This is a genomic window from Streptomyces bohaiensis (genome assembly GCF_012033785.1).
Lineage (GTDB): Bacteria > Actinomycetota > Actinomycetes > Streptomycetales > Streptomycetaceae > Streptomyces > Streptomyces bohaiensis.
Map to the genome: position 1 here is coordinate 12,509 of NZ_JAAVJC010000026.1, position 22,590 is coordinate 35,098.

The window sequence follows — 22,590 nt, forward strand, 5'->3', positions numbered from 1 at the left end:
GTTGATACCTCTGTCAGTACTCGTAGTGCTGGGCCGTGCCGGGTACCTTGCCGGTCCTCGGGTTTTCGAACGGGCGGACATTAAGGTGTGAACCCTGGTCCCCAATGCCGCCCTCACCATAAGAATGCCCATGCGAATGGTCCTGAATGATCACTCGATCGCCGCTATTGCGTGTATAGGTGTATTCCCTGGTCATCACTCGGGTTCCGTCGGGGTTGAGAATATTGTTTCCTGATCGATCGGTCATAGGTGTCATGTTCAAGCTGTCGGGCTGCTGTCCGTTCGGGATTCCGAGGTCCCTCTTTGCTGCCCTGAAGGCTGAGTTCCGACTCGGAAGTACCCGTGTCGATGGTGCACAGTTGCTGTTGTGGACGAGGACCGGGGCCTCGCCTGCCGCCACATAGTACGTGTGGACGCCCTCGATGGTGAGGTTGTGAACTGTTGCGATGCCGGTGTTGGTGTCGGTGTCCACGACGACGACCGGGAGGCCTGTTGAGCTGAGGAGTCGGTCGCCGGCAGTGAGGTCGGCTGCCTTGGTCCACTCGTCTTCGTCGGGGAGCCAGAAGGGGTGGCCGTCGGTTGCGGTGATCTTGTGGGTGTTGCCGTCCGCGTCGGCGACGGACACGCCGACGAGTACCTTCTCGCCCTCGCCTGTGATCTCCGCGGTGACTGTCCTCGGACCTGTCTCGCCGGTCTCGGGATCGGTGGCGAGGATCTCGTCGCCGACGCTGAGGTCTTCGATGGCCATGGTGGTGCCGTCGGCCATGAGGACGTGGGTTCCCGGCACGAAGCTGTTGCAGCTGCCGCCTCGCTTACCCACTAGCGGAGCGCGGCGGAAGGCTGCCGCGACGGCTGCGTCGAATAGCAGTTCGCCCGTGAGCTTCCCGTAGTTCCCGTCTCTTATGTCACCGTAGATTTCCTTGCCGCGGCCAACGACGCCTTCAACCATTCCCATGGTGAACTGGGGCGTGCCAGGTGTCATCGACATGGCGAGATCCGCCCCATCGGTGCAACTGGAGAAGTTGCCCGTGAAGCAGCCCTTGACGGCGCCGGCGCCCGTGGTGGCCAAGTCCAGGATGCCGCCGCCGACGGCCTTCGCTCTACCGACAAACCCAGCCCATACCCCGGGGTCTTTGGCGGGTGCCGGGCGAGGGGGAGTGGGCCTGATGGTGAAAGTCGGCTGACGCCCCGGCAGTTCCACGTGATTGGTCGGTCGCGACGTTGTAATGGGAACGCGTTTGGGGATGGACTTGATAGTCCGCACCAGGTTCAGTAGCCCCCGCCAGATACCCAAGCCGAAGAAAAGCCCCGTGGGGTCGCTGAACGCCAGCGGGTTGTTGTTCGAGTAGGAGTAGCCATGGAGCTGCTGCGGGTCGCTGCGGTCCATGATGGGGTCGGCCGAGATGAAGCGGCCGAGGGCGGGGTCGTATTCGCGTGCGCCCAGGCCGTACAGGCCGGTTGCGGTGTCGTCGTAGCCTCCGACGAAGGTGCGAGTCCCTGGCCATGCCGCACCGGGGTCCTCACCGCGGTAGCCGCCGAACGGCAGGGTCCTCCGCTGGGTGGCTTCGAGTGTCTGCGCATTGACCGCCACATTGCCCGTGCCGTGGTGATCGGCGAGCGTGAAGCTGGTGGTGGAGTCGTTCTCGATGACTGCGGCATGGCCGGCGCCGAGGTCGATGTATCGGGTGGCTTCCGCGGCGGCTGCCCCGCGCTTGACCACGACTTCGGTGTGGCCGAGGTACAGGGTGGTTTCGGAGTCGGTCCGGGCGATCAGCCGTGAGCCGTCGGCGTCGTAGATGTACTCGACGGTCGTGTCGTCGGCGTTCTCGACCTGGGCGACGCGCCCTTCGGGGTTCCACGAGAGCGTCTGCGTCTCGCCCCCGGTCTGGCGGGACACGGTGTTCCCCGAGTCGTCGTAGCCGTACTCCTCCAGCGACCGGACACCGGGCGCGTCCTGGATCACCTCGGTCAGGGTGTGCGGCTGCGACTCGCTGTACTCGTAGGCGCGAGTGGTGTCCTGCTCGTGGAGGACCTCGGTCTCCCGGTTGCCCGCGAGGTCGTAGGTGTAGGAGTGGTGGTAAGGGGCCGGGCCCCCGATGGACACCTCGCCCGAGGGGTCGGCACACCGCGTGGCGCTCTGGGCCCATGCCTCCGTGATCCGCCGCAGGTGGTCGTAGGCGAAGCACTGCACGTCGTTGTCGCCGGCGACGTTGGCGATCGAGAGGACGTTGCCGACCTCGTCGTAGCTGTACGTCTCTCCCCGAAGCGCCTCTCGCGGTCCGGGCGCCACGGCCACGGCCGTCGAGGTCTTCAGGCGCCGCGTACCCCATTCGTAGGTGTACGTCGTGTCGATGGACCGGTCTGCGGACTGTCGGAAGGACTGGCGGATGGGAGCGCCGGTCCGGTTGTACTCCGTGGTGGCGTTCAGCCGGGTGCCCGCCGGCAGTTCGGTTGCGGTGAGCTGCAGTGTCCGCAGGTCGTGCGTGTAGGCGACGGTCTGGCGTGACAGCCCGCCCGCGGCCGGCAGGTTGGTTGCCTGCGGCAGGCCGGCGACATCGAACGTCTGGCGGGTCTCGTACGTGCCGGCCAGGGCGCCCTCCGCGCCGGGAACGACCCGGCGGGTGGCCAGGGGGCGGTACCGGCGGTCGTACTCGGTGACCTCCGAGACGTAGGCCTCACCGTTCTCCCATCGGGTGGAGCGTGCGAGGTGTCCCTTGGCGCCGGTGACGGTGTCGTACTGCCAGGTGGCTCGCAGCTGTCCGTCCGGTCCGCCCTCGCGGAGCTCGGTCTTGCGGCCGAGGTTGTCGTACGTGTAGCTCAGGGTCGTGCCGCGCGCGTCGGTGGAGGTCTCCAGCTCGCCGCGGTCGGTGTAGGTGCGCGTGAAAGTGCCGGTGTCGGGGTCGGCGGTGGTCGTGGGACGGCCCAGCTGGTCGTAGGCGTAGTTCCAGGTGGCGCCGGACGGTGTGGTCAGCGAGGCCAGCTCGCCGCGGGGTGTGTAGCTGTAGGTCGTCGTGTCGTAGTCGGCGTCCGCGGCGGGCTGATGGTGCTGGCGGTACTCCGTCAGCTGGCCACGAGCGTCGCGGATGGAGGTGGTCGCGGTGTCGCCCTCCGGAGGGAGGATGGTGATGCGGTCTCCGGAGTAGATCGTCCGCGTCGTCGAGAGGACGTCGCCGCCGTCGCCGCTACCGGCGATGAGACGGGTCTCGGTCTCGCGATCCAGACCGTCGTACGTGTGGCGGGTCTGGGTTTCGACGCTGTCGGCATCTTCCGGGAGGAACAGCGTCTGGGCCGGTTCGCCGATCGCGTAGTAGCTACCGAATGCCTTGGTGACGAGACCGCGTTCGTCGTGGAACGTATCGGTGAGGATGCGCCCGCCGTCGGACCCGGGCGCCTGGGTCTGACGTTCGCGCAGCAGCCCGTCGTAGATGACGTAGCTGGTCAGCTGCGATCCACGCGAGTTCAGCGTGCGGGTACCGATGGCGACGGGCTGCCCGTCGACCACGCGGTAGGTGAACTCCAGGCTCGGCAGCGCGGTGGTCCGGCGGTCCGGGTGCCACACCTTGGTGGCGCGGCCCAGCGCGTCGTAGTCGAGCACCGTCTCCTTGCCGTTGGCGTCGGAGAGTCGGGTCGGCAGTCCGCGGCCGGCGCTCAGCGTGGTGGTCTCGGTGAAGGCAGAGGCCGAGTCACCCGGGCGTACCGGCGGTGAGACCGTGCGGACCGTTGTCGGGATGCCGACGGCCGGGGTGTACGTCGTGCTGGAGGTGCGACCGTCGGTGCGAGCCGTTCGCGTGGGAGCGCCGTTGCCGCTGACGGTGATGTCCGCGGCGAGATCGGTCTCGGAGAGCAGACGACCGTACGAGTCGAAGGTCGCCGTCGCCTCGACGTAGCGGGCGACCGTTCCGTCGTGCTCGATCAGTTCGGCCGTCGCGGTGGGGCGGCCGACCGTGGGGCTCTGCCCGTACGCCCGCCCGTCGTAGGCGTAGCGGACGTCACTGACGACGTCGTCAGCCCTGTCGGGAGTGGCGGCGCAACGGGTCGCGACGGTCTCCTCGCGGGAGGGGAGGTTGAGCAGGTTCGCGTCGGTGACCGCGGGGTACGTGGTGCGGGTGCACCGGTCGTCGGCGGTGATCGCGGTGTCGCCGCGGTCGTCGACCTGGACCAGACGCCCGGCGACCGTGTCGTAGGTGTGATGCGTCTCGCTGATGCGCCACTTCTGGCCCGCGCCGTCGTCGAGCGAGATCCAACTCTTCAGCTCCGCGGCGCCCTTGAAGTCTGCAGTGATGGTTCCCCAGTCGCGTACGCTGCGCGCCGTCTGGTGGTGCCACGGGCGGGTGACCGTCTTGGCCTCGACGGCGCCGCCGGCCTTGTCGAAGGTGACGGTCTTGTAGGGGAGACCGGCTGCCGTCGGATGATCGGTGATCGGGTCGCCCTCGCCGGCGCCCAGCGTCACGGAGACACTCTTGGTACCTCCGCTGGGCGTCCGCCGGTCGCCGTGCATGCCCCGCAGGAAGTACGAGTCCTCCTGCGTCTCCATCCGGGTCTGGCTGCCGCTCTGGACGCGGACGTGGCCGTACCCGCGCCACTGGGACCAGGTCTTCTCGTCGTCGTCGACCAGGGCGTTGTCGTCGTAGCGCCAGGCCGCGCCGCCGAGGTAGCGGTAGCGGACGACCTGGTCGGGGGAGCCGCCGGTGCGATCGGTGGTCGTCACTTCCTCGGTGACGTACTTGTTGAACCACTGCAGGTCCGGGTCGTGCTCCGGTCCGCCGGCGAGGTACTGCGGGAAGCAGCGGGTGGTGTTGGTGTGCGGCGTCGGGGTGCTGCCGTGCGTGCACGCGGGCGCGGAGTACCCGACATCTACCTGGCCGCCGTACTCGTCGGCGATGGAGGAAAGGCGCGCCTTGATGAAGGGGGCGTAGCCGTCGCCGGTGCGGTCCAGGCGGTTGGCGAGCTGCGTGTAGCCGAAGGTGGTCTTCGGGAGGGTGATCGCGGGGGTGGCGGAGTGGCCGGTGCGCTGGATGCTGGAGAGCAGGAGCTGGTAGTCGACGTCAGCGGTGCCCCAGTGGTGCGCGAGCTTCCAGCTGTCCACGTTCCGGTAGCTCGTGCCGCTGCGGACCTGGCTGGTGATCTCGGTCAGGCGCTTGGTGGTCCAGAAGCTCGGAGAGTAGCGGCCCCGGTCGCAGTCGCCGCTCGCGTCGCAGTTGAGGTCCCAGGGGGTGTCGTACCAGTACTGGGGGTTCTTGGTGATGTCGGCGCAGTCGGCGCCGCCGCCCGGAAGGCAGCGGTCGCTGTTGGTGAACAGCACCTTCGCGAGGGGCTGGCCGGAGTACTCGTTGCCCTTGGTGAGGCCGTACTCGATGCGGTTCAGGGTGCCGCCGCGGGTGTAGCGGGTGTTGTTCTCCTCGTCGAGGAAGCGGCCGTAGGAGTTCTGCTCGCGGTCGTAGTAGTAGGTGACGACGTTCCCCGCGGCGTCGACGACGTAGTCGAGGTTCCAGCGCCAGGCCTGCTGGCACCAGGAGTCCTCGGTGGTCGCCTTGTAGCAGGGCTCTCCGGCCTTGGTGGAGTAGACCGGCACCGTCCAGGTGGAGTTGGTGACGGCCCGGCCGGAGGACCAGCCGGGGAGGCGGTGGTACCCGAAGTAGTACTGGGTGCCCTCGGGGTCGGTCACACGCCAGTACTCGTTGTCGTTGTCCCCGTTGGCCCGGGCAGAGCTGGTCAGCCGCTCGATGCGGGTGCCGTTGTCGGACTGCAGCTTCCAGGTGTTGTCACCCGCGGGGACGAGCTCACCCGCCATCCCGTTGAGTGAGATGAAGGCGTTGTCGTGGTCCCAGCAGAGGTCGGCGACCTTGTTCTCGTGTTCGTCCTCGACGTTCTTGTAGCCGCAGGACTTGTAGTTGCGTTCGATGTACCCGGGCCAGAGGTTGTAGCCGTCACCGACCCAGGAACCCTGGTTGTTGGTGGAGGACGTGCGGCCGTCGATACTGCCCGCCGAGTAGGTCAGGCCGATGCTGGGCGTCAGCTCACCCGGGACGTCGGGCAGCGGTATGTCGTAGGACCAGGTGAAGTCACCGGTACTGAGATCGGTCTCCCACGTGCTGGACGGCGACAGGTCCGTGGCGGTGTAGTCGCCCTTGTCCCCCTCGGCCGTCGCGGCCACCATGAGGGTCATGGGCGTCGCCGCGGGGACCGACAGGGCTGCCGCGGTCAGGGTCTGCTGCTCGGTGTCGTTCACGACATCGACCGGCTCGGCGGTCGAGCAGTCGCCGTCCTCTGCGCAGTCCGGAGCCGCGTGCAGGGTCAACCGGTCCCCGTAGCCGCCGCCGTAGGCTTCGGCGAACGCCGAGTAGTCGATGCGCACGTCGACCTCGGTGAGGTCGTTCCCGCCGTTGTCGGAGGCAGTGCGGGCCGTGGCTCCGGTCGGCTCGTCCGGTGTGACCGTCAGGCTGAAGGCGATGCCCGGAGAGCCGTCTCCGCCGGCTGCGCCCGGCTGCGCCTCGACAACGACGCTCGCGTCCTGCTGTGTCCGTACCTCGACGGGTAGATCCCCCACGGGGTCGAGTGCCGTTCCGTCCGTCAACGGACCGTCGCCGCCCTCAATGGCGACCTCGTGGGTTTCGTCGGACGGGAACTCCGCACTGGGCTGGTCCGTGATCACACGGGGCGTGTGGTCGACCGGGCGAGGCGCCACGCGCAGCCCGTCCGAGCCGTCCACCGGCTCCCCGAGCTCGACCTCCGCCTCGACCGTGCCGTCGTCGGCACTCGACACGGACGGGTTCACGGCCTGGACAAGTGAGGCAACCATGACGGTCGCCACGCCGAGGGCGATCCTGCCCCGGAGGGAAGCGGTGCGCCGTCTGGCGAGGAAGGTGGTCTTCATCTGGGTGCGTCGTCCTTCAGTGCGCGCTGGGCGGCCGGTGAGGGGTGAGCAGTCGGATAGCGGTGGCACGGAAGGGCTCAGGGCCCGGGGGCGATGGAATCCCCGAAACCGGTGGCCAGGACCTGGGCGGCGCTCAGGACGCCCTGGTAGAGCCAGACGTCATCAATGGCCCCGGGCCAGTACTCGGACCACCCGCTGCCCGAGCGCTGTCTGCCGAGCTGGAAGGAGTGCGTCGCCTCGAACGTCAGCGCGTTGTCGGTCCAGCTGGAACCCGCGACACAGGATTCGTCGGAGTCCTCGGTGCAGACGATCTCCTGAAGCGACCCGTTGACATACAGGCTGGCGCGCTTGGTCGACCCGTCGTAGACCAAGGCGAGGTGGTTCCAGTCCCTGATGTCGTAGAAGAGTTGGTTGACCGCGGTCGAGAGACGCGAGGACGCGTCGTCCTCCTCCGCCACGGCCACCTGCCACGATCCCCAGCCGGGCTCCTCACTGTGCGGGAGGAAGCGCACGGCGAGCGCGTTCTGGCGGTTGCCGGCAGCGCTCAGCACCGTGACCGGCTGCTCGGGTGCGGCGGCTGCCTGCACCCAGGCCGCCGCGCTGACGCTGGCCGTGGTGTCCAGGGGCACACCGGCTGTCTGCGCGTAACCGGTCGCACCGTCCAGAAGAAGGGCGTCCCCGTGGCGACCAGGGCCGAACTCATGGCCGCCGTGAAGGGTGAGGTGGTTCTCGTTCGGCGAGGCGTCGGGCGAGGTCGTGCTCCCCGCGTTCAGCTCCCACCGCGCGGTGAGCAGCGGGTTCTGCTTCAGCAACTGGCCCACCTCGGTGGGAGTGACGACCCGGGAGTAGAACCGGACGTCGTCGATGTCGCCGGGGAAGTGCGAGCGGATGTCGCCGCTGTACGAACCCGCCCCGATCATGACGGGACCGGTGGCGTCCCAGGCGCCACCACGGGTGGTACGACCGGCCTGTACGCCGTTCACATACAGGGTGAGCGTGTCGGCGACGGAGTCGTGCACCCCCACCAGGTGCGCCCACTCGCCGTCCTGCGCGACGGTTCCGGCCGGTTGGGCCGCGCGAACCGGTCCCGCGCTCGGCGTGTCACTGCGGTACTGGTTGAACGCCCAGCGGTCCAAGCCCTTGGAGTAGTACAACTCCAACCCGGGAGCGTCGGCACCGAGCTGCGCCGCAATGATGCCCGCGCCCTCCGCGCGCGACTTGTCGAGACGTGCCCAGGCGGAGACGGAGAAGTCACGGCTGGTGTCGACGATGGGCGCCTCGGTCACCGCGTAGCTGTCCGTGCCGTTGAACGTGGCTGCGTACTCATTGGCGCCCGGGCGCCCGGTTCGCACGCCACCGTGGTAGACGGCGGGCCCGTGGTCGGCCGTTCCGGTGGCCGCCGTCGTCCCGGCGGGCTCGTCGAAGGGGAAGACGGCGGTGGCGGGACGGTGAGGAGCGGTCGACACGGCTTGCTTGTCGTAGAGCTGCGCCATCGGGCCCGAAGCGGTCGTCATCGCGTAGTCGAAGAACTGCAGCTGATCCACGCTGCCGCCGAGGTGCTCGCTGACCACGCTCCCGCGACGAGACGCACCGATCTGCAGCGATGTCTGAGCGGACCACGCAGACGTGTGCGGTGTCGTCCCGGCGAGCCGGCCGTTGACGAAGAACCGGAGGTTCGTGCCGTCGTAGGACGCGGCCAGGTGCGTCCACGTCCCAGTCGTGACGGGCGCGTCGGCCAGGATTCGACTGCGCGCCGTACCCGCCGGGTCGTCGCTCCGCTGGGCCAGGACGGCCCACTGGTCGTAGTGGCCGGAGTGGTAGATGGTGAAGCCCGCGAAGTTGCGGCCGGTCTGTTCGACGACGACGGACGAGCCGGCGGATTTGGTGTCCAGGCGCGCCCAGGTGGACACCGTGAAGGGCTTGCCCGTGTCCACCACCGGACCCTCGACGGCCGCGTGGCCCGTCTCACCGTCCAACTGGAGCGCCGTGCCCACCACGCCGGGGACACCGAGTACGTAACCGCCGGTCAGCGTCGCGTCGTGCTGTGGCACATCGGGCTCAGCTGCGGCTGCGTCCGGCCCCTCGTCGAAAGAGAATGCGGCGCGCGGCGACTCACCCGGGGAGACGAGGAACTGGTAGGTGCGGACCTCCGAGATGTTGCCGGCCTGGTCCAGCGCCTGCACCGTGACGAAGTGGAGCCCCGGCTCCTCGGGCAGCACGGAGACACTCCGCGCGGCACCCGAGCTGGTCGCCACCTGGTTCGCGGCGGTCGGATCGTTGTTGATGCCGTAGCGGTAGCGATTCACGTCGCGGTCCGCCGCAGTGAAGGTGAAGCCACCGTAGTGACCCGCTCCCTGGTACCAGATATCGGTACCCGACGGATCGAACTCCGGGTAGCGGTCGGAGGTGACGGTCGGGGCGGCGGGCACGGAGGTGTCGTAGCGGAAGTAGCAGGGGTGGCCGTCGACCTCGGACCACGGGCCGTAGTGCGAGCCGTCGTAGGCACGCGCGTACAGCCGCAGCGTGCTGTTCTGCGGCAGGTGGTTGGGCAGCTTCAGGGAGAACGACGAGCCGGAGCGCTTGGCGGAGGTCAGCGGCGCGTCCCACACGCCGCCGGACCAGCGGACGCGGAACTGCACGCGGACACTGTCGCCGTCGGGGTCGGTGACGTTGTTGGCGTGGACGTTGCCCAGCGACCGAGCGATCGCCGGATTGGACTGCGGCTTGCAGGTTCCGCCGTACTCCAGCGTGATCTGCGAGGGCTTGATGCGCGCGGGCGGACGGTTGTAGGTCACCCGCAGATGCGCGTCCTTGCTGAAGCGCTTCCAGTGCAGGTTGCTCGACTCGTTGCTCGCGCGCAGCCCGAACGTCATCGTCGAAGTGCGGCTGTCGGCCGCCTTCTGCACCGCGGAGGTGATGTCGAACTCGGCGTCGCCCGCCGGGCGGCAGCCCTGCTGCGGGTTGCCGCCGTAGTGGAACGAACTGGTGCGCAGCCGCTCGATCCAGAAGCCCGACGCCTGCTGCGTGTTCCACGTCGTGGAGGAGGTGATGCCCTTGGTGCGCCACAGCTGCACGGGGTGCGCCGTGCACTGGGCGGAGTGGGTGTTGCGGACGACGAACTCCGCCTTCTGCACCCGGGTGCCGGCGAACCGCGAGGTGTCGATGCGGTAGAAGAGCCGCTTCACCTCGTTGGGGTTGCAGCCGGACCAGCCCACGCAGTACCCGAGGCCCTCGTCCGCCCGGCCGTTGAACTTCCACTGCGGGCTGCCGGACCAGTGGCGGGAGACCATCGTCCACGCGGATGCGCGCGGCGAGTGCGTCTGCGGGTCGATGTAGACGGGGTACTGCACGTCCTCACCGCGCAGCACCGAGAGGTCGGGGCCAAGGACAAGTTCGCCGAGCGAGCCGTCGCTGTCGACCTCCAACTCGACCTCGGCCAGCCGGGATGAGTCACTGGGCGCCGGCGTCTCGGCCGCGTCGATGGCGGGGGCCGCCGCGCGCGCCTGCGCACCGCCTTCCGTCGCCGCCGGGGTGGAGGAGTCCCACATCAGGGGGGTGGGAGCCTCGAAGACGACGCCGCCCGAACCCGCGTCGAGCGCCGTCAGGCCGCCCTCGGGGGTGGTTTCGACCCGCAGACCGCTGGTCTCCAGCTCGAAGCGGATCTTCTCCAGCTCGGGATTGGCGGCGGCCTCGGCGTTCTTGACGACGAGGAGGGAGAAGAACCCGTCGGGCACCGCCTCCATCCGCAGGTCCACGCCGGGGAGCACATCGCGGTAGGTCGCCCGTTCCTGGGCGAGGACGGGCTCGGGGAGCTCGCCCGGCCAGTCGAGCGCGAACTCGCGGCCGTGCTTGGACAGCACCACGAGTTCGTCGTCGCCGCCCGCCGAGAAGGTCACGTCGACCGTGGCCGCGGTCGGGGCTATCCGCCCGTCGGCGGTTGCCGCCAGGTCGAGGTCGACGCGCTGCCATTCACCGGCCACCCGCGACCACACCGGGACGACGTACTCCCGTGCCTCCAGGTCACCGTCGGGGGTGGCGAACACCTCGCGGGCCTCGCCGCGTTGGGAGACGACCTCGACGGCTTCCCCGGTGGCGCGGGCCTCGGCTATCGCCGTGGCCTCGGGCGACTCCTCCGGGAGCGCCGGGTCGTACTGCTCGCCCGGCACGGTGGGGGACTCCGACGCCGGCTCGTTACCGGCTGCGGGGGCCGCCTGTGTCGCCGGAGCGAGCCCCAACGCCACCGCCATGGACACCGTGACCGCAACCCCAGCCCGAACCGCAGGCAGGCGTGATCGCCCCACCATTCCCCCCACGCACCCTTCCCCAGGTGTGAACACCGCCTCCACAGATGTGTGGGACCGCAGGAGCGTATGGTCACCACATGCGTCCTGTCCAGCACTTTGTGATCATGCGAACCGTCAGATCGGACGCTGAGCGGTCATCTAGCTATATGACGTGGTCGAAAACGGGCGCATGGGTGAAGGCTGTGCACCCGCGGTGATGCGCCGTGCTGCCGCCTGGAAGGCGCCAGCGGTGGGTGGGTCGGAGGCGGGTTCAGCTGTGCCGGAGCTGAACCCGAGGCAGTTCGCGATACCTCGGTTCGCGGTGTGCACCAGTCGTCGGCCGCAGCAGACCGGTCGCGTCGTAGTGCCGCAGCATCCGTTCCGAGACGCGGCCGTGCCGGGCGGTGTCTCCGATGGTGAACAGGGTGTCTCGCAGCTGACCGCCTGCCACGGTGCGGGGGCAAGAACTGACCTCGGACTGGGAGCAGGGCGGCTGCGGGCGGCCGGGGAGTTCGGCGGACGCCGCCCCGGCCGGAGCGCGGTGCGTAGCCTCGGCGGCAGCAGCGCGGCCGTCCGGCAGGGGCGCGGCCCGGCGGAGTCGGAGGGGACGACGTGGTGGCGGAGACGAGTGACGGGGGCGGAGCCGGGACCGGAGCCGGGACCGGGCCCGCGGCGGCACAGGTGAGGTTGCTGGGCGGCGGCCACGCCGAGCTGACGCTCGCGATGGTCGCCGTCGCCGCGCTGCGGACGCCTGCCAACACCGATCACGAAGTGGTCGTCGAGGTCGGCGGACGGAACCTGCCGGTCCTGCCGCTGGTGGAGACCGCGCTCGGCCGACGGCCGGCCAACACGCACTCCGCGGAGGAGGCGCTGCACGCGCTCGGCTTCACCATGTACGTGCGCCGCCGCTACGACAAGGTCAGTGGGCGGCCGGTCGTGCTGGACCGGGCAGCGCGGAAGTCCTCCGCCTGAGGCACCCCGGAATGGCGTCGGCCCCCGGTGAGCCGTGGGCGGCTCAGCGGGGGCCGAGGTCGTGGGGACCGGCGGAGGGTCGGTCAGGCGGCGACGATGCGGTCGGCCAGCAGGTAGATGCTCTCCTCGCCGCAGGCGAAGGTCAGCGCGTAGGCGCCGGAGACCCCGGAGCCGCCGAGCAGGACGGGCGACTCGCCGGCGCGGACCGCCGAGGCGAGGCGCTGCGAGGTCTCGCGGTGGCCGGGGGAGAGGCAGAGGGTGGTGCCGTCCTCGAAGAGGAAGACGTCCAGGGTGCCGAGCGGCCCGGGGCGCACGTCGGCGAGCGGGGTCCCGGCGCGGGCGAGGCGGCCCAGCCGCTCCGTGGTGCGCTCGTACTCCTCGACGGCGGCGTCGTGGCCGGGCTCGCACGCCTGGCCGGGCAGCTCCACCGGCTCGCCGGAGAGGGAGTAGCCGGGGTGCGAGGGGTGGCGGCGGCGGGCGGCGGCCATCTCCGCGGAGAGCTGGTCGTCCTCGTCGCGGGGCTCCGGCGCCGGGGCGGGCGTCACGTCACCGGTGGCCTGGCGCGGCAGGAAGGGGCGGCGGGGTGCGGCGTCGCCGTACTCGCCCTGCCCGCGCTCCTCGCCGGTGCGCCGGTCGCGCGCGCTGGACGACTCGTCCGCGCGGCCGGTCGGGGCGTCCTCGGAGTGCTCGGCGGAGTGCTCGGCGGTGAAGAAGTCGGCGTCCTCGCGGCCGGTGCCCTGGCGCGGGACGACCGGGCGGGCGGGGCGGATGCCGAAGGCCGCGTCGTGGGCGTCGTAGCCGTGCGGGTCGTACCCGGCGAGGTCGACGTCCGGACCCAGCGCGCCGAACTCCCCGCCGCCCAGCAGCGAACCGTCGGCACCGGTGGCGTCGCCCTCGGCCAGGTAGCGCTCCAGCAGCGCGTCCAGCAGCATCTCGTCGGCGGACGAGGCGGGGGAGCCGTGGTGGCCCATCGCGGCGTTCTCGGCGTCGCGTGCCTCCTGCTCCGCCCAGAAGGCGCGGGCCTCGGCCAGCTCGCGGTCGCGCTCGTCGGCCAGCGCGTCCGCGACCGCCGCCCGGATCAGTTCCTCGTCCGGTGCGACGCGGGCCGGCGGCAGCAGCGCGGGCGCGAGCAGTGCCCGCAGTGCGGTCACCTCGGCGCGCAGGCCGCGCGCGGCCCACAGTGCGGCCGTACAGACGGCCAGAGCGAGGCCGGCGGCGAGCATCAGGATGAGGGATATGGCGCTCACAAAGCATCTCCTGGTCGCGGTGTCCCCCTAGTTCCTATCCCACGTTTCCGCACCGGTGCCACGTGGTGCAGAGCGGAACGTCACGAACCGGGAGGGTATTTGGTCCCTGGGCCTCCTTTGCCCGGCACCCCGCACGACGCTGACCTGCGCCGATGCGGGGCGCCTTGTGCTGGGTCACATCACGGGGCCGCTTCGGTATCGCTGGTGTATACCGAGGGGTCGGCAGTGACGCGCGTCACCTCTAGCTCAGGCGTTCCAGAACCATGGCCATGCCCTGGCCGCCGCCTACACACATAGTTTCCAGCCCGAACTGCTTGTCGTGCCACCGGAGCGAGTTGATGAGCGTGGTGGTGATGCGCGCGCCCGTCATGCCGAAGGGGTGGCCGACGGCGATGGCGCCGCCGTTGACGTTGAGCCGGTCCAGGTCGACCCCGAGGTCGCGGTAGGAGGGGATCACCTGGGCGGCGAACGCCTCGTTGATCTCGACCAGGTCGATGTCGCCGATGGTCATCCCGGCGCGGGCCAGCGCCTGGCGGGACGCCTCCACCGGCCCCAGGCCCATGATCTCCGGGGAGAGCGCGGAGACCCCGGTGGAGACGACCCGGGCGAGCGGGGTGATCCCCAGCTCCCTCGCCTTGGTGTCGGACATGATCACCAGGGCGGCGGCGCCGTCGTTGAGCGGGCAGCAGTTGCCGGCGGTCACCAGGCCGTCGGGGCGGAAGACCGGCTTCAGCCCCTGCACGGCCTCCAGGGTCACGCCGGCGCGGGGACCGTCGTCGGTACTGACCACCGTGCCGTCGGGGGTGGTGACGGGGGTGATCTCCCGCTGCCAGAACCCGGCGGCGAGGGCCTGCTCCGCGAGGTTCTGCGAGCGGACGCCGAACTCGTCCATCTCCTGGCGGGTCACGCCCTTGGCGCGGGCCAGGTTCTCCGCGGTCTGGCCCATGGCCATGTAGACGTCGGGGAGGTCGCCGCTCTCCCGCGGGTCGGTCCACCCCTCGCCGCCCTCCTCGGCGCGGCGGGCGGTGCGCGCCTCGGCGTCGGCGAAGAGCGGGTTGTGGGTGCCGGGCATGCCGTCGGAGGAGCCGTGGACGAACCGCGACACCGTCTCGACACCGGCGGAGACGAAGACGTCGCCCTCCCCGGCGCGGATCGCGTGCAGCGCCATGCGCGTGGTCTGGAGCGAGGAGGAGCAGTAGCGGGTGATCGTGCAGGCCGGCAGGTGGTCCATGCCCAGCTGCACGGCGACGACCCGGCCCAGGTTGTGGCCCTGCTCGCCGCCCGGCAGGCCGCAGCCCAGCATCAGGTCGTCGATCTCGCGCGGGTCGAGCTGCGGGACCTGGTCCAGGGCGGCGCGGACGATCGACGCGGTGAGGTCGTCCGGGCGGACGTCCTTCAGCGACCCCTTGCGGGCCCGGCCGATCGGGGAGCGGGTGGCGGCGACGATGACGGCTTCGGGCATGGCGGGCTCCCAGGGCCGGGGCCGGCGACCTCGCCGGCCGGGCGGTTGTCGGACGAACGGTGCTGCTGCGGGGTGCCGGAACGGGCTGCGGTCGCCTGCCGGCGGTGGACGGTGCGTGACGGGTGCTCGTGCTTGGTACTCGTGACGGCAGTGCGTGACGGCGGTGCGTGAGCCGCAGCCCGGCGGTGCCGTGCGGGCGGTCCGCTGCCGTGCGGGACCGCCGCACCGCGAAGTTACCCGCGCGTAGGGCCGTCGTCACGGATCGCGTCGTGTGACGCACGCCGCATTCGCCCCGCCGGGGGTCCGTGCCGCCCGCTCGCCCGCCCTCCGCTTCCGGCGGGCGCCCCCGGCGCACCGCCGGGCGGCACCGTGGTCCACCGGTCCGCTCTCGAACTGCCCGGCTACCGGTGCCGCCCGCTGTGACCTGCCGCCCGACGGCGGGACGCCGGGGGCAGCCGCCCCCGGCGTCCCGTGCCCGCTCGCGGTCGCTCAGCCGCCGAGGGCGGCCACCGCCGCGGCGCGGGCACTCTCGGCGTCGTCCGCCGCACGCGCGGCCGACGCCGCGCGCTCGCACTCCGCGAGGGTGTGCCGGGCCAGCCGGGCCCGCACGTAGGGGATCGAGGCGGCGCCCATCGACAGACTGGTCACCCCGAGGCCGGCCAGCACGCAGGCCAGGACCGGGTCGGAGGCGGCCTCGCCGCAGACACCGCAGCTGCGCCCCTCGGCCTTGGCTGCCTCCGCCGAGAGGGCGACCAGATCGAGCAGGGCGGGCTGCCACGGGTCCTGCCAGCGGGAGAGCGCCCCCACCTGCCGGTCTGCCGCGAAGGTGTACTGGGCCAGGTCGTTGGTGCCCAGGGAGAGGAACTCCACCTCCTGGAGGAGCGCCCGCGCGCGCAACGCGGCCGACGGCACCTCGACCATCACGCCCGCCCGTGCGGACAGCCCCGCCTCGCGGCACGCCTCGGCGAACTCCCGCGCCTCACCGGGACCCGCCACCATCGGCGCCATGACCTCCAGATAGGCCGACTGCCCCTCCGCCGCGCGACCGAGAGCGCGCAACTGGTCCAGCAGCACCTCACGGTGGGCCAGCAGCGCCCGCAGCCCCCGCACGCCCAGCGCCGGGTTCGGCTCGTCGGCGGGGTTGAGGTAGGACAGCGGCTTGTCGGCGCCGGCGTCCAGGACCCGCACCACCACCCTGCCGTCGGGGAACGCCGCCAGTACGTGTCGGTACGCCTCCGTCTGCTCGGCCACGGACGGCGGCTCGGAGCCGTCCGCCCCGTCGCCGAGGAAGAGGAACTCCGTCCGGAACAGCCCCACGCCCTCCGCGCCGGCCTCGACCGCCGCCGCGACGTCCCCGGGCCCGCCGATGTTGGCGAGCAGCGGCACCTTGTGCCCGTCGGCGGTGGCGCCCGGACCGCGGGCCTCGCCCAGCGCCGCCCGGCGCTCGGCCGCGCGCTGCTCCAGCGCCGCCCACTCCTCGTCGCCGGGGGCCACGACGACCTCCCCGCTCTCGCCGTCCACGGCGACAACGGTGCCCTCGACCAGCTCGCCGGCGCCCGGCAGTGCCACCACCGCCGGTACGCCCAGCGCGCGCGCCAGGATGGCGCTGTGGCTGGTGGGGCCGCCCTCCTCCGTGACGAAGCCGAGCACCAGCGCGGGGTCGAGCAGCGCGGTGTCCGCCGGGGCGAGGTCACGGGCGATCAGGACGAACGGGCCGTCGCTGTCGGGGACCCCGGGCATCGGGACGCCGAGCAGCCGCGCCAGGATGCGGTTGCGGACGTCGTCGAGGTCGGCGACCCTGCCCGCGAGGTACTCGCCCGCGGCGGCGAGCAGTTCCCGGTAGGCGGCGAAGGCGTCGTGCACGGCCTGCTCGGCGATGTCCCCGGCTCCGATGCGCCGCTCCACGTCGGCCGCCAGCTCGGGGTCACGCGCCATCAGCGCCTGCGCCTCCAGCACCGCCTGGGCCTCGCCTCCCGCCAGCGCGCCGCGCGCCTCCAGGTCCGCGGCCACCGCCTCCACGGCGCGGGCGGCGCGCTCCCGCTCCCGGGGCGCCTCGCCCTCGGCGAGTCGCCTCGCCGGTGGCTCCAGCACCGCTGTCCCCATGTGGCGTACCTCGCCACGGGCCACCCCGTGGCTCACGCCGACACCCCTCAACCTCGCGTCCATCTCACCTGTCTCCGGTCTCAGTTCCAACTGAACAGCACGTCACCTGCCCGGACGTCACGCCCGGTACGCAGTCCCGCCAGGTCGGGGGCCGAGGCATCCAGGGCGATCACCGGGCAGACCGGGGACCGGCCGGACGCCGCCACCGCCGCCGGGTCCCACCGCACCAGCGGTTGGCCCCGCCGTACGCTGTCGCCCTTGCCCACCAGCGGCTCGAACCCCTCGCCCGCCAGCTGCACGGTGTCGATCCCCAGATGGGTCAGTACCGCGCGCCCCGCCGGGTCCACGACCACGAAGGTGTGCGCCTGGAGCGAGACGACGATGCCGTCCAAGGGCGCCAGGGCCTCCAGCGGGACCCGGACCGGGTCCACCGCGGCGCCGGGCCCGACCAGCGCGTCGGCGAAGACGGGATCCGGTACGTCCTGGAGCGTCAGCACCCGCCCGGCGAGGGGCGACGAGACGGTGGTCATGGGCAGCCTCCCTCGGCGGGCACCCGTTCGGGCGCCGACCCATATCGGACGTTTGTGCCGCTACACGAGCGTACGTCACGGAACCGTTCGGCTCAGCTCCACCCTCCGTCACCTTTCACCATGCCACCCTCACCCGGTGCCACCGACCGCTCCCGATAGGGTCTGCACAGCCGGTCGTCGGGAACGCCGGCACCACACGAACACGGGAGGGCTCCACCGGTGGAGGTCCAACAGACAGGCGTGCAGACCGACCGGGTCTTCACCGTCCCGAACCTGCTGAGCATGGCGCGCCTGGCCGGGGTCCCCCTCTTCCTCTGGCTCGTCCTCTCCCCGGTGTTCGACGGGCCCAGCCTCGACGGCTGGGCCCTGCTGGTCCTCGCCCTCAGCGGCGTCAGCGACTACCTCGACGGCAAGCTCGCCCGCCGCTGGAACCAGGTGAGCAGCCTCGGCCGCATCCTCGACCCGGCCGCCGACCGGCTCTACATCCTCGCGACGCTGCTCGCGCTCACCTGGCGCGACATCCTCCCCTGGTGGATCACCGCGCTCCTGCTGCTGCGGGAGGTGTGCCTGCTGGTCGCGGTGCTGCTGCTGGACCGGCGGGGCTATGCGCCGCCCGAGGTCAACTTTCTCGGCAAGGCGGCCACCTTCAACCTCATGTACGCCTTCCCGCTGCTGCTGCTCAGTGACGGATCCGGCAGCGTGGCGTCACTGGCCGCGATTTTCGGATGGGCGTTCGCCACCTGGGGTACGGCGCTGTACTGGTGGGCAGGGATCCTCTATGTGGTCCAGGTCCGCCGCCTTCTGACGGCGGACTCCGCGGCCGACTGATCCCGCCTCCGGCAGTGTCGCTGAGGTACGGCGTGCCGACACGGCGGCCACCCCTGTCCCACCCCGCCGTGCGGGCGAACTCGTCCGGACGGGCGCAGTCGGCATGACTGTCCGCTCTGCGAGGAGGACACTTCCACTATGAAGGCCGTCGTAATGGCAGGAGGCTCCGGCACCCGGCTCCGGCCGATGACCGCGAGCATGCCCAAACCGCTGCTGCCCGTGGTGAACCGACCGATCATGGAGCACGTGCTGCGGCTCCTGAAGCGCCACGGGCTCACCGAGACCGTGGTGACGGTCCAGTTCCTCGCCTCCCTCGTCAAGAACTACTTCGGCGACGGCGAGGAGCTCGGCATGGAGCTCACCTACGCCAACGAGGAGAAGCCGCTCGGCACCGCGGGAAGCGTCAAGAACGCCGAGGCGGCGCTGAAGGACGACTCCTTCCTCGTCATCTCCGGCGACGCGCTCACCGACTTCGACCTGACCGAGCTGATCCGCTTCCACCGGGAGCGCGGCGCCCTGGTCACGGTCTGCCTCACCCGGGTGCCGAACCCGCTGGAGTTCGGCATCACCATCGTCGACGACGAGGGCCGCGTCGAGCGGTTCCTGGAGAAGCCGACCTGGGGGCAGGTCTTCTCCGACACCGTCAACACCGGCATCTACGTCATGGAGCCCGAGGTCTTCGACTACGTCGACCCCGACGTGCCCGTCGACTGGTCCGGTGACGTCTTCCCCCGTCTGATGAAGGAGGGCAAGCCGGTCTACGGCTACGTGGCCGAGGGCTACTGGGAGGACGTCGGCACCCACGAGAGCTACGTCAAGGCCCAGGCCGACGTGCTCGAGGGCAAGGTCGACGTCGAGATCGACGGCTTCGAGATCTCCCCGGGCGTCTGGGTGGCCGAGGGCGCCGAGGTCCACCCCGACGCCACCCTGCGCGGCCCGCTCTACATCGGCGACTACGCCAAGGTCGAGTCCGGCGCGGAGATCCGCGAGCACACCGTCGTCGGCTCCAACGTGGTCGTGAAGTCCGACGCCTTCCTGCACCGGGCCGTCGTCCACGACAACGTCTACATCGGCCCGCAGACCAACCTGCGCGGTTGCGTGGTGGGGAAGAACACCGACGTGATGCGGGCCGCGCGCATCGAGGACGGCGCCGTCATCGGCGACGAGTGCCTGATCGGCGAGGAGTCGATCATCCAGGACACCGTCCGGGTGTACCCGTTCAAGACCATCGAGGCCGGCGCCTTCGTCAACACCTCGGTCATCTGGGAGTCCCGCGGCCAGGCCAACCTCTTCGGGGCGCGCGGCGTCACCGGCATCCTCAACGTCGAGATCACCCCCGAGGTGGCCGTCCGGCTGGCCAGCGCCTACGCCACGACGCTGAAGAAGGGCGCGACGGTCACCACCGCACGCGACCACTCCCGGGGCGCGCGCGCCCTCAAGCGCGCCGTCATCTCCGCCCTCCAGGCGTCGGCCATCGACGTCCGCGACCTGGAGAACGTGCCGCTGCCGGTGGCCCGCCAGCAGACGGCCCGCGGCAGCGCCGGCGGCATCATGATCCGCACCACGCCCGGGGTACCCGACTCGGTCGACGTGATGTTCCTCGACGAGCACGGCGCCGACCTGTCCCAGGCCGGGCAGGCGCAAGCTGGACCGCGTCTACGCCCGCCAGGAGTTCCGGCGCGCGTTCCCCGGGGAGATCGGCGACCTCCGCTTCCCCGCCAGCGTCTTCGACGCCTACACCGGCTCCGTGCTGCGCGCCGTCGACACCAGCGGTGTCCGCGAGGCGGGGATGAAGGTCGTGGTGGACGCCGCGCACGGCAGTGCCTCCCTGGTGCTGCCGAGCCTGCTCGGGAAACTCGGTGTCGACGCGCTGACCATCAACGGCGGCCTCGACGAGGCGCGGCCCACGGAGACGGCCGAGGACCGGGCCGCCGCCCTCGTGCGGCTCGGGGAGATCGTCGCCTCCGCGCGGGCCGCGTTCGGCGTCCGGTTCGACCCGGTGGGCGAGCAGCTGTCCGTCGTCGACGAGCGGGGACGCGTGATCGACGACCACCGCGCCCTGCTGGTCCTGCTGGACCTGGTGGCAGCCGAGCGGCGCAGCGGCCGCGTGGTACTGCCGGTCACCACCACCCGCATCGCGGAGCAGGTCGCCGCATACCACGGCACCCAGGTCGCCTGGACCACCACCTCTCCCGACGACCTCACCCGCGCCGCGGCCAAGGAGGCCACCGTCTTCGGCGGCGACGGACAGGGCGGCTTCATCGTGCCGGAGTTCGGCAACGTCTTCGACGCCACCGCCGCCTTCGTACGGCTGACCGGGCTGGTCGCCCGTACCCAGCTCTCCCTCAGCCAGATCGACGCCCGCATACCGCGCGCCCACGTCCTGCGCCGGGACATCGTCACCCCCTGGGCCGTCAAGGGCATGGTGATGCGCAGGGTGGTCGAGTCCGCCGAGGACCGGCAGGTCGACACCACCGACGGCGTGCGGGTGGTCGAGCCCGACGGCAGGTGGGTGATGGTGCTGCCCGACCCCGCGGAGGCCGTGACCCACCTGTGGGCGGAGGGGCCCGACGACGAGGCCGCGCGCCAACTCCTCGACCGCTGGAGCGCGGTGGTCGACAGCGCCGGCGACTGACCCCGGCCGCGCACGTACCGCCGGACGGGAGGGGCCCGCGCCTCACCCGTCCGGCGGCGTGCGACGATGTCCGCCATGCCCCAGCAGCCCGGCCCCGAACGTGCGGACCGCACCACGCGTCCCGACGCGTCGATGTGGCTGCTCAACGAGGTCATGGACCATCCGTTGGACGCCGGCTACGAGGAGGCCGCCCGCCGCCGCGCGGCGGCCGGCGGGCCCGCACCCGGCGGACGCCGGCTCTGGCTGATCGCCGGCCTCCTGCTCACCGCCATGGTGATCACCCTCGGTGCCCTCCAGACCCGCGCGGGCGCACCCGCGCTGGCCCAGGAGCGCCGGGAACTCGCCGAGCGCGTCGAACGCGGCACCGACCAGACCGAGGCGCTCCAGCAGGAGGTCGACGACCTTCGCGACCACGTCGCCGAGCTGCGCCGCGCCGCCCTCACCGGGGGCAGCGGCGCCGCGGAGCTGACCGCCCTGCTCGCCGGCGCGATCGCGGTCACCGGCCCCGGACTCGAACTCGTCCTCGACGACGCCGAGGGTGCCGGCGACGCGCTGGGCGGCGGTCCCCGTGACGGGGGCGGCTTCGCCGACACCGGACGACTCCGCGATCGCGACCTGCAGCGCATCGTCAACGGACTGTGGTCGGCCGGCGCGGAGGCGGTCGCCGTCAACGGGCAGCGGCTCACCGCGGTCTCCGCCATCCGCGCCGCCGGCGACGCGGTGCTGGTCGACAACCGCCCGCTGGTACCGCCGTACACCGTCCACGCCGTCGGCGACGGCGAGACGCTGCGCGGGGCGTTCGAGGCCGGCGCGGGCGGAGCGACGCTGGACTCGCTGCGGGAGCACTACGGCATCCGCGGCTCTCTCACGGAACGCGACGAACTGCGGCTGCCGGCCGCCTCACGGCTGGTGCTGCGCAGCGCCACCCCCGTGGGACCCGGTGTCCCGGAGGACGGTGACGGGCCGGACCCCAGCGGCACCGCCGCGCCGGAGGTCGGCGACGGCAGCGAAAGCGGCACCGGGGAGACGGGGCAGCAGCCATCGGGGCAGGCACCCGGCCCGCCCGGCAACGTTGGAGAGGAACACACACCGTGATCGCCGTTCTCGGGCTGGTGCTCGGCGTCGTGGTCGGGGTCATCACCCGGCCCGTCGTGCCCACGGGCATGGAGCCCTATCTCCCCATCGCCGTCGTGGCCGCCCTCGACGCCGTCTTCGGCGGTCTGCGTGCCCGACTGGACGGGAAGTTCGACGACAAGGTCTTCGTGGTCTCCTTCCTCTCCAACGTCGTGGTGGCCGCACTGATCGTCTTCCTCGGCGACCAGCTCGGAGTCGGCGCCCAGCTCTCCACCGGCGTCATCGTGGTCTTCGGGATCAGAATCTTCTCCAACGCGGCGTCCATCCGACGCCACATCTTCCGGGCGTGATGGCACATGAGCGACCAGCACCACAGGCCCGGGGACGGTGCGGAGCGCCGCCCCGGTGAGGACGCGGCCGGCGGCCCGCCCGGCCGTCGACCGCCGCCGCCCTCCTGGTCGGCCGGAGCCGTGCCGCCCTCTCCGTGCCGCCCTGCCGCCTGCCGAACAACTTAGCGAAAAAACTCACCGACGATTCCCCTCGCACCAGTCCGCCCGCCGGTCGGGGCGGGCGTTCCATTGT

10 protein-coding genes and 2 pseudogenes are annotated in these 22,590 nt (G+C 71.4%); 5 read left to right on the forward strand and 7 right to left on the reverse strand.

The window, feature by feature from the left end; genetic code table 11:
• Positions 1 to 13: 13 nt before the first annotated feature.
• From HCN52_RS05785 to HCN52_RS25230, 3 genes and pseudogenes are all read right to left on the reverse strand, one after another.
• Positions 14 to 6,874: an HNH/endonuclease VII fold putative polymorphic toxin gene (locus HCN52_RS05785; RefSeq protein ID WP_168087286.1), complete on the reverse strand. Its 6,861-nt coding sequence runs from the start codon at positions 6,872 to 6,874 to the stop codon at positions 14 to 16.
• Between the two features lie 77 nt (positions 6,875 to 6,951).
• Positions 6,952 to 11,121 carry a LamG-like jellyroll fold domain-containing protein gene (locus HCN52_RS05790; protein ID WP_209314199.1) on the reverse strand — a complete coding sequence of 1,390 codons (4,170 nt, stop codon included), beginning with the start codon at positions 11,119 to 11,121 and terminating at the stop codon, positions 6,952 to 6,954.
• Between the two features lie 373 nt (positions 11,122 to 11,494).
• Positions 11,495 to 11,581 (reverse strand): annotated as a pseudogene (locus HCN52_RS25230) (MerR family transcriptional regulator); the annotation flags it as partial.
• Between the two features lie 191 nt (positions 11,582 to 11,772).
• Between HCN52_RS25230 and HCN52_RS05800 the strand changes: the two are divergent.
• Positions 11,773 to 12,129, forward strand: coding sequence for a hypothetical protein (locus HCN52_RS05800; RefSeq protein WP_168087287.1), 357 nt, complete (start codon positions 11,773 to 11,775; stop codon positions 12,127 to 12,129).
• Between the two features lie 83 nt (positions 12,130 to 12,212).
• Here HCN52_RS05800 and HCN52_RS05805 read toward each other — a convergent pair whose 3' ends face one another.
• The 4 genes from HCN52_RS05805 to HCN52_RS05820 form a co-directional block, all read right to left on the reverse strand.
• Positions 12,213 to 13,376: a hypothetical protein gene (locus HCN52_RS05805; RefSeq protein WP_168087288.1), complete on the reverse strand. Its 1,164-nt coding sequence runs from the start codon at positions 13,374 to 13,376 to the stop codon at positions 12,213 to 12,215.
• 241 nt (positions 13,377 to 13,617) lie between these two features.
• Positions 13,618 to 14,838, reverse strand: a complete 1,221-nt coding sequence (locus HCN52_RS05810; protein WP_168087289.1) for an acetyl-CoA C-acetyltransferase — start codon at positions 14,836 to 14,838, stop codon at positions 13,618 to 13,620.
• 489 nt (positions 14,839 to 15,327) lie between these two features.
• A complete protein-coding gene (gene ptsP, locus HCN52_RS05815; protein ID WP_168087290.1) occupies positions 15,328 to 17,004 on the reverse strand; it encodes a phosphoenolpyruvate--protein phosphotransferase in 1,677 nt (558 codons plus the stop codon).
• A 17-nt stretch (positions 17,005 to 17,021) separates the two neighbouring features.
• Complete coding sequence (locus HCN52_RS05820; protein WP_168087291.1) at positions 17,022 to 17,471, reverse strand: PTS sugar transporter subunit IIA; 450 nt, start codon at positions 17,469 to 17,471, stop codon at positions 17,022 to 17,024.
• A gap of 219 nt (positions 17,472 to 17,690) precedes the next feature.
• On the opposite strand from HCN52_RS05820, the gene clsA reads away from it, so the two are divergent.
• The 4 genes and pseudogenes from clsA to HCN52_RS05840 all read left to right on the forward strand — a co-directional run bounded on the left by clsA (position 17,691) and on the right by HCN52_RS05840 (position 22,358).
• Positions 17,691 to 18,299, forward strand: a complete 609-nt coding sequence (gene clsA, locus HCN52_RS05825; protein ID WP_168087292.1) for a cardiolipin synthase ClsA — start codon at positions 17,691 to 17,693, stop codon at positions 18,297 to 18,299.
• Between the two features lie 138 nt (positions 18,300 to 18,437).
• Positions 18,438 to 20,934: pseudogene (locus HCN52_RS05830) on the forward strand (sugar phosphate nucleotidyltransferase).
• A gap of 75 nt (positions 20,935 to 21,009) precedes the next feature.
• Positions 21,010 to 22,029, forward strand: coding sequence for a DUF881 domain-containing protein (locus tag HCN52_RS05835; protein WP_168087293.1), 1,020 nt, complete (start codon positions 21,010 to 21,012; stop codon positions 22,027 to 22,029).
• Positions 22,026 to 22,358 carry a small basic family protein gene (locus HCN52_RS05840; protein WP_167973809.1) on the forward strand — a complete coding sequence of 111 codons (333 nt, stop codon included), beginning with the start codon at positions 22,026 to 22,028 and terminating at the stop codon, positions 22,356 to 22,358. Before HCN52_RS05835 ends, HCN52_RS05840 begins: the two co-directional genes overlap by 4 nt.
• The last annotated feature ends 232 nt before the right edge of the window (positions 22,359 to 22,590 follow it).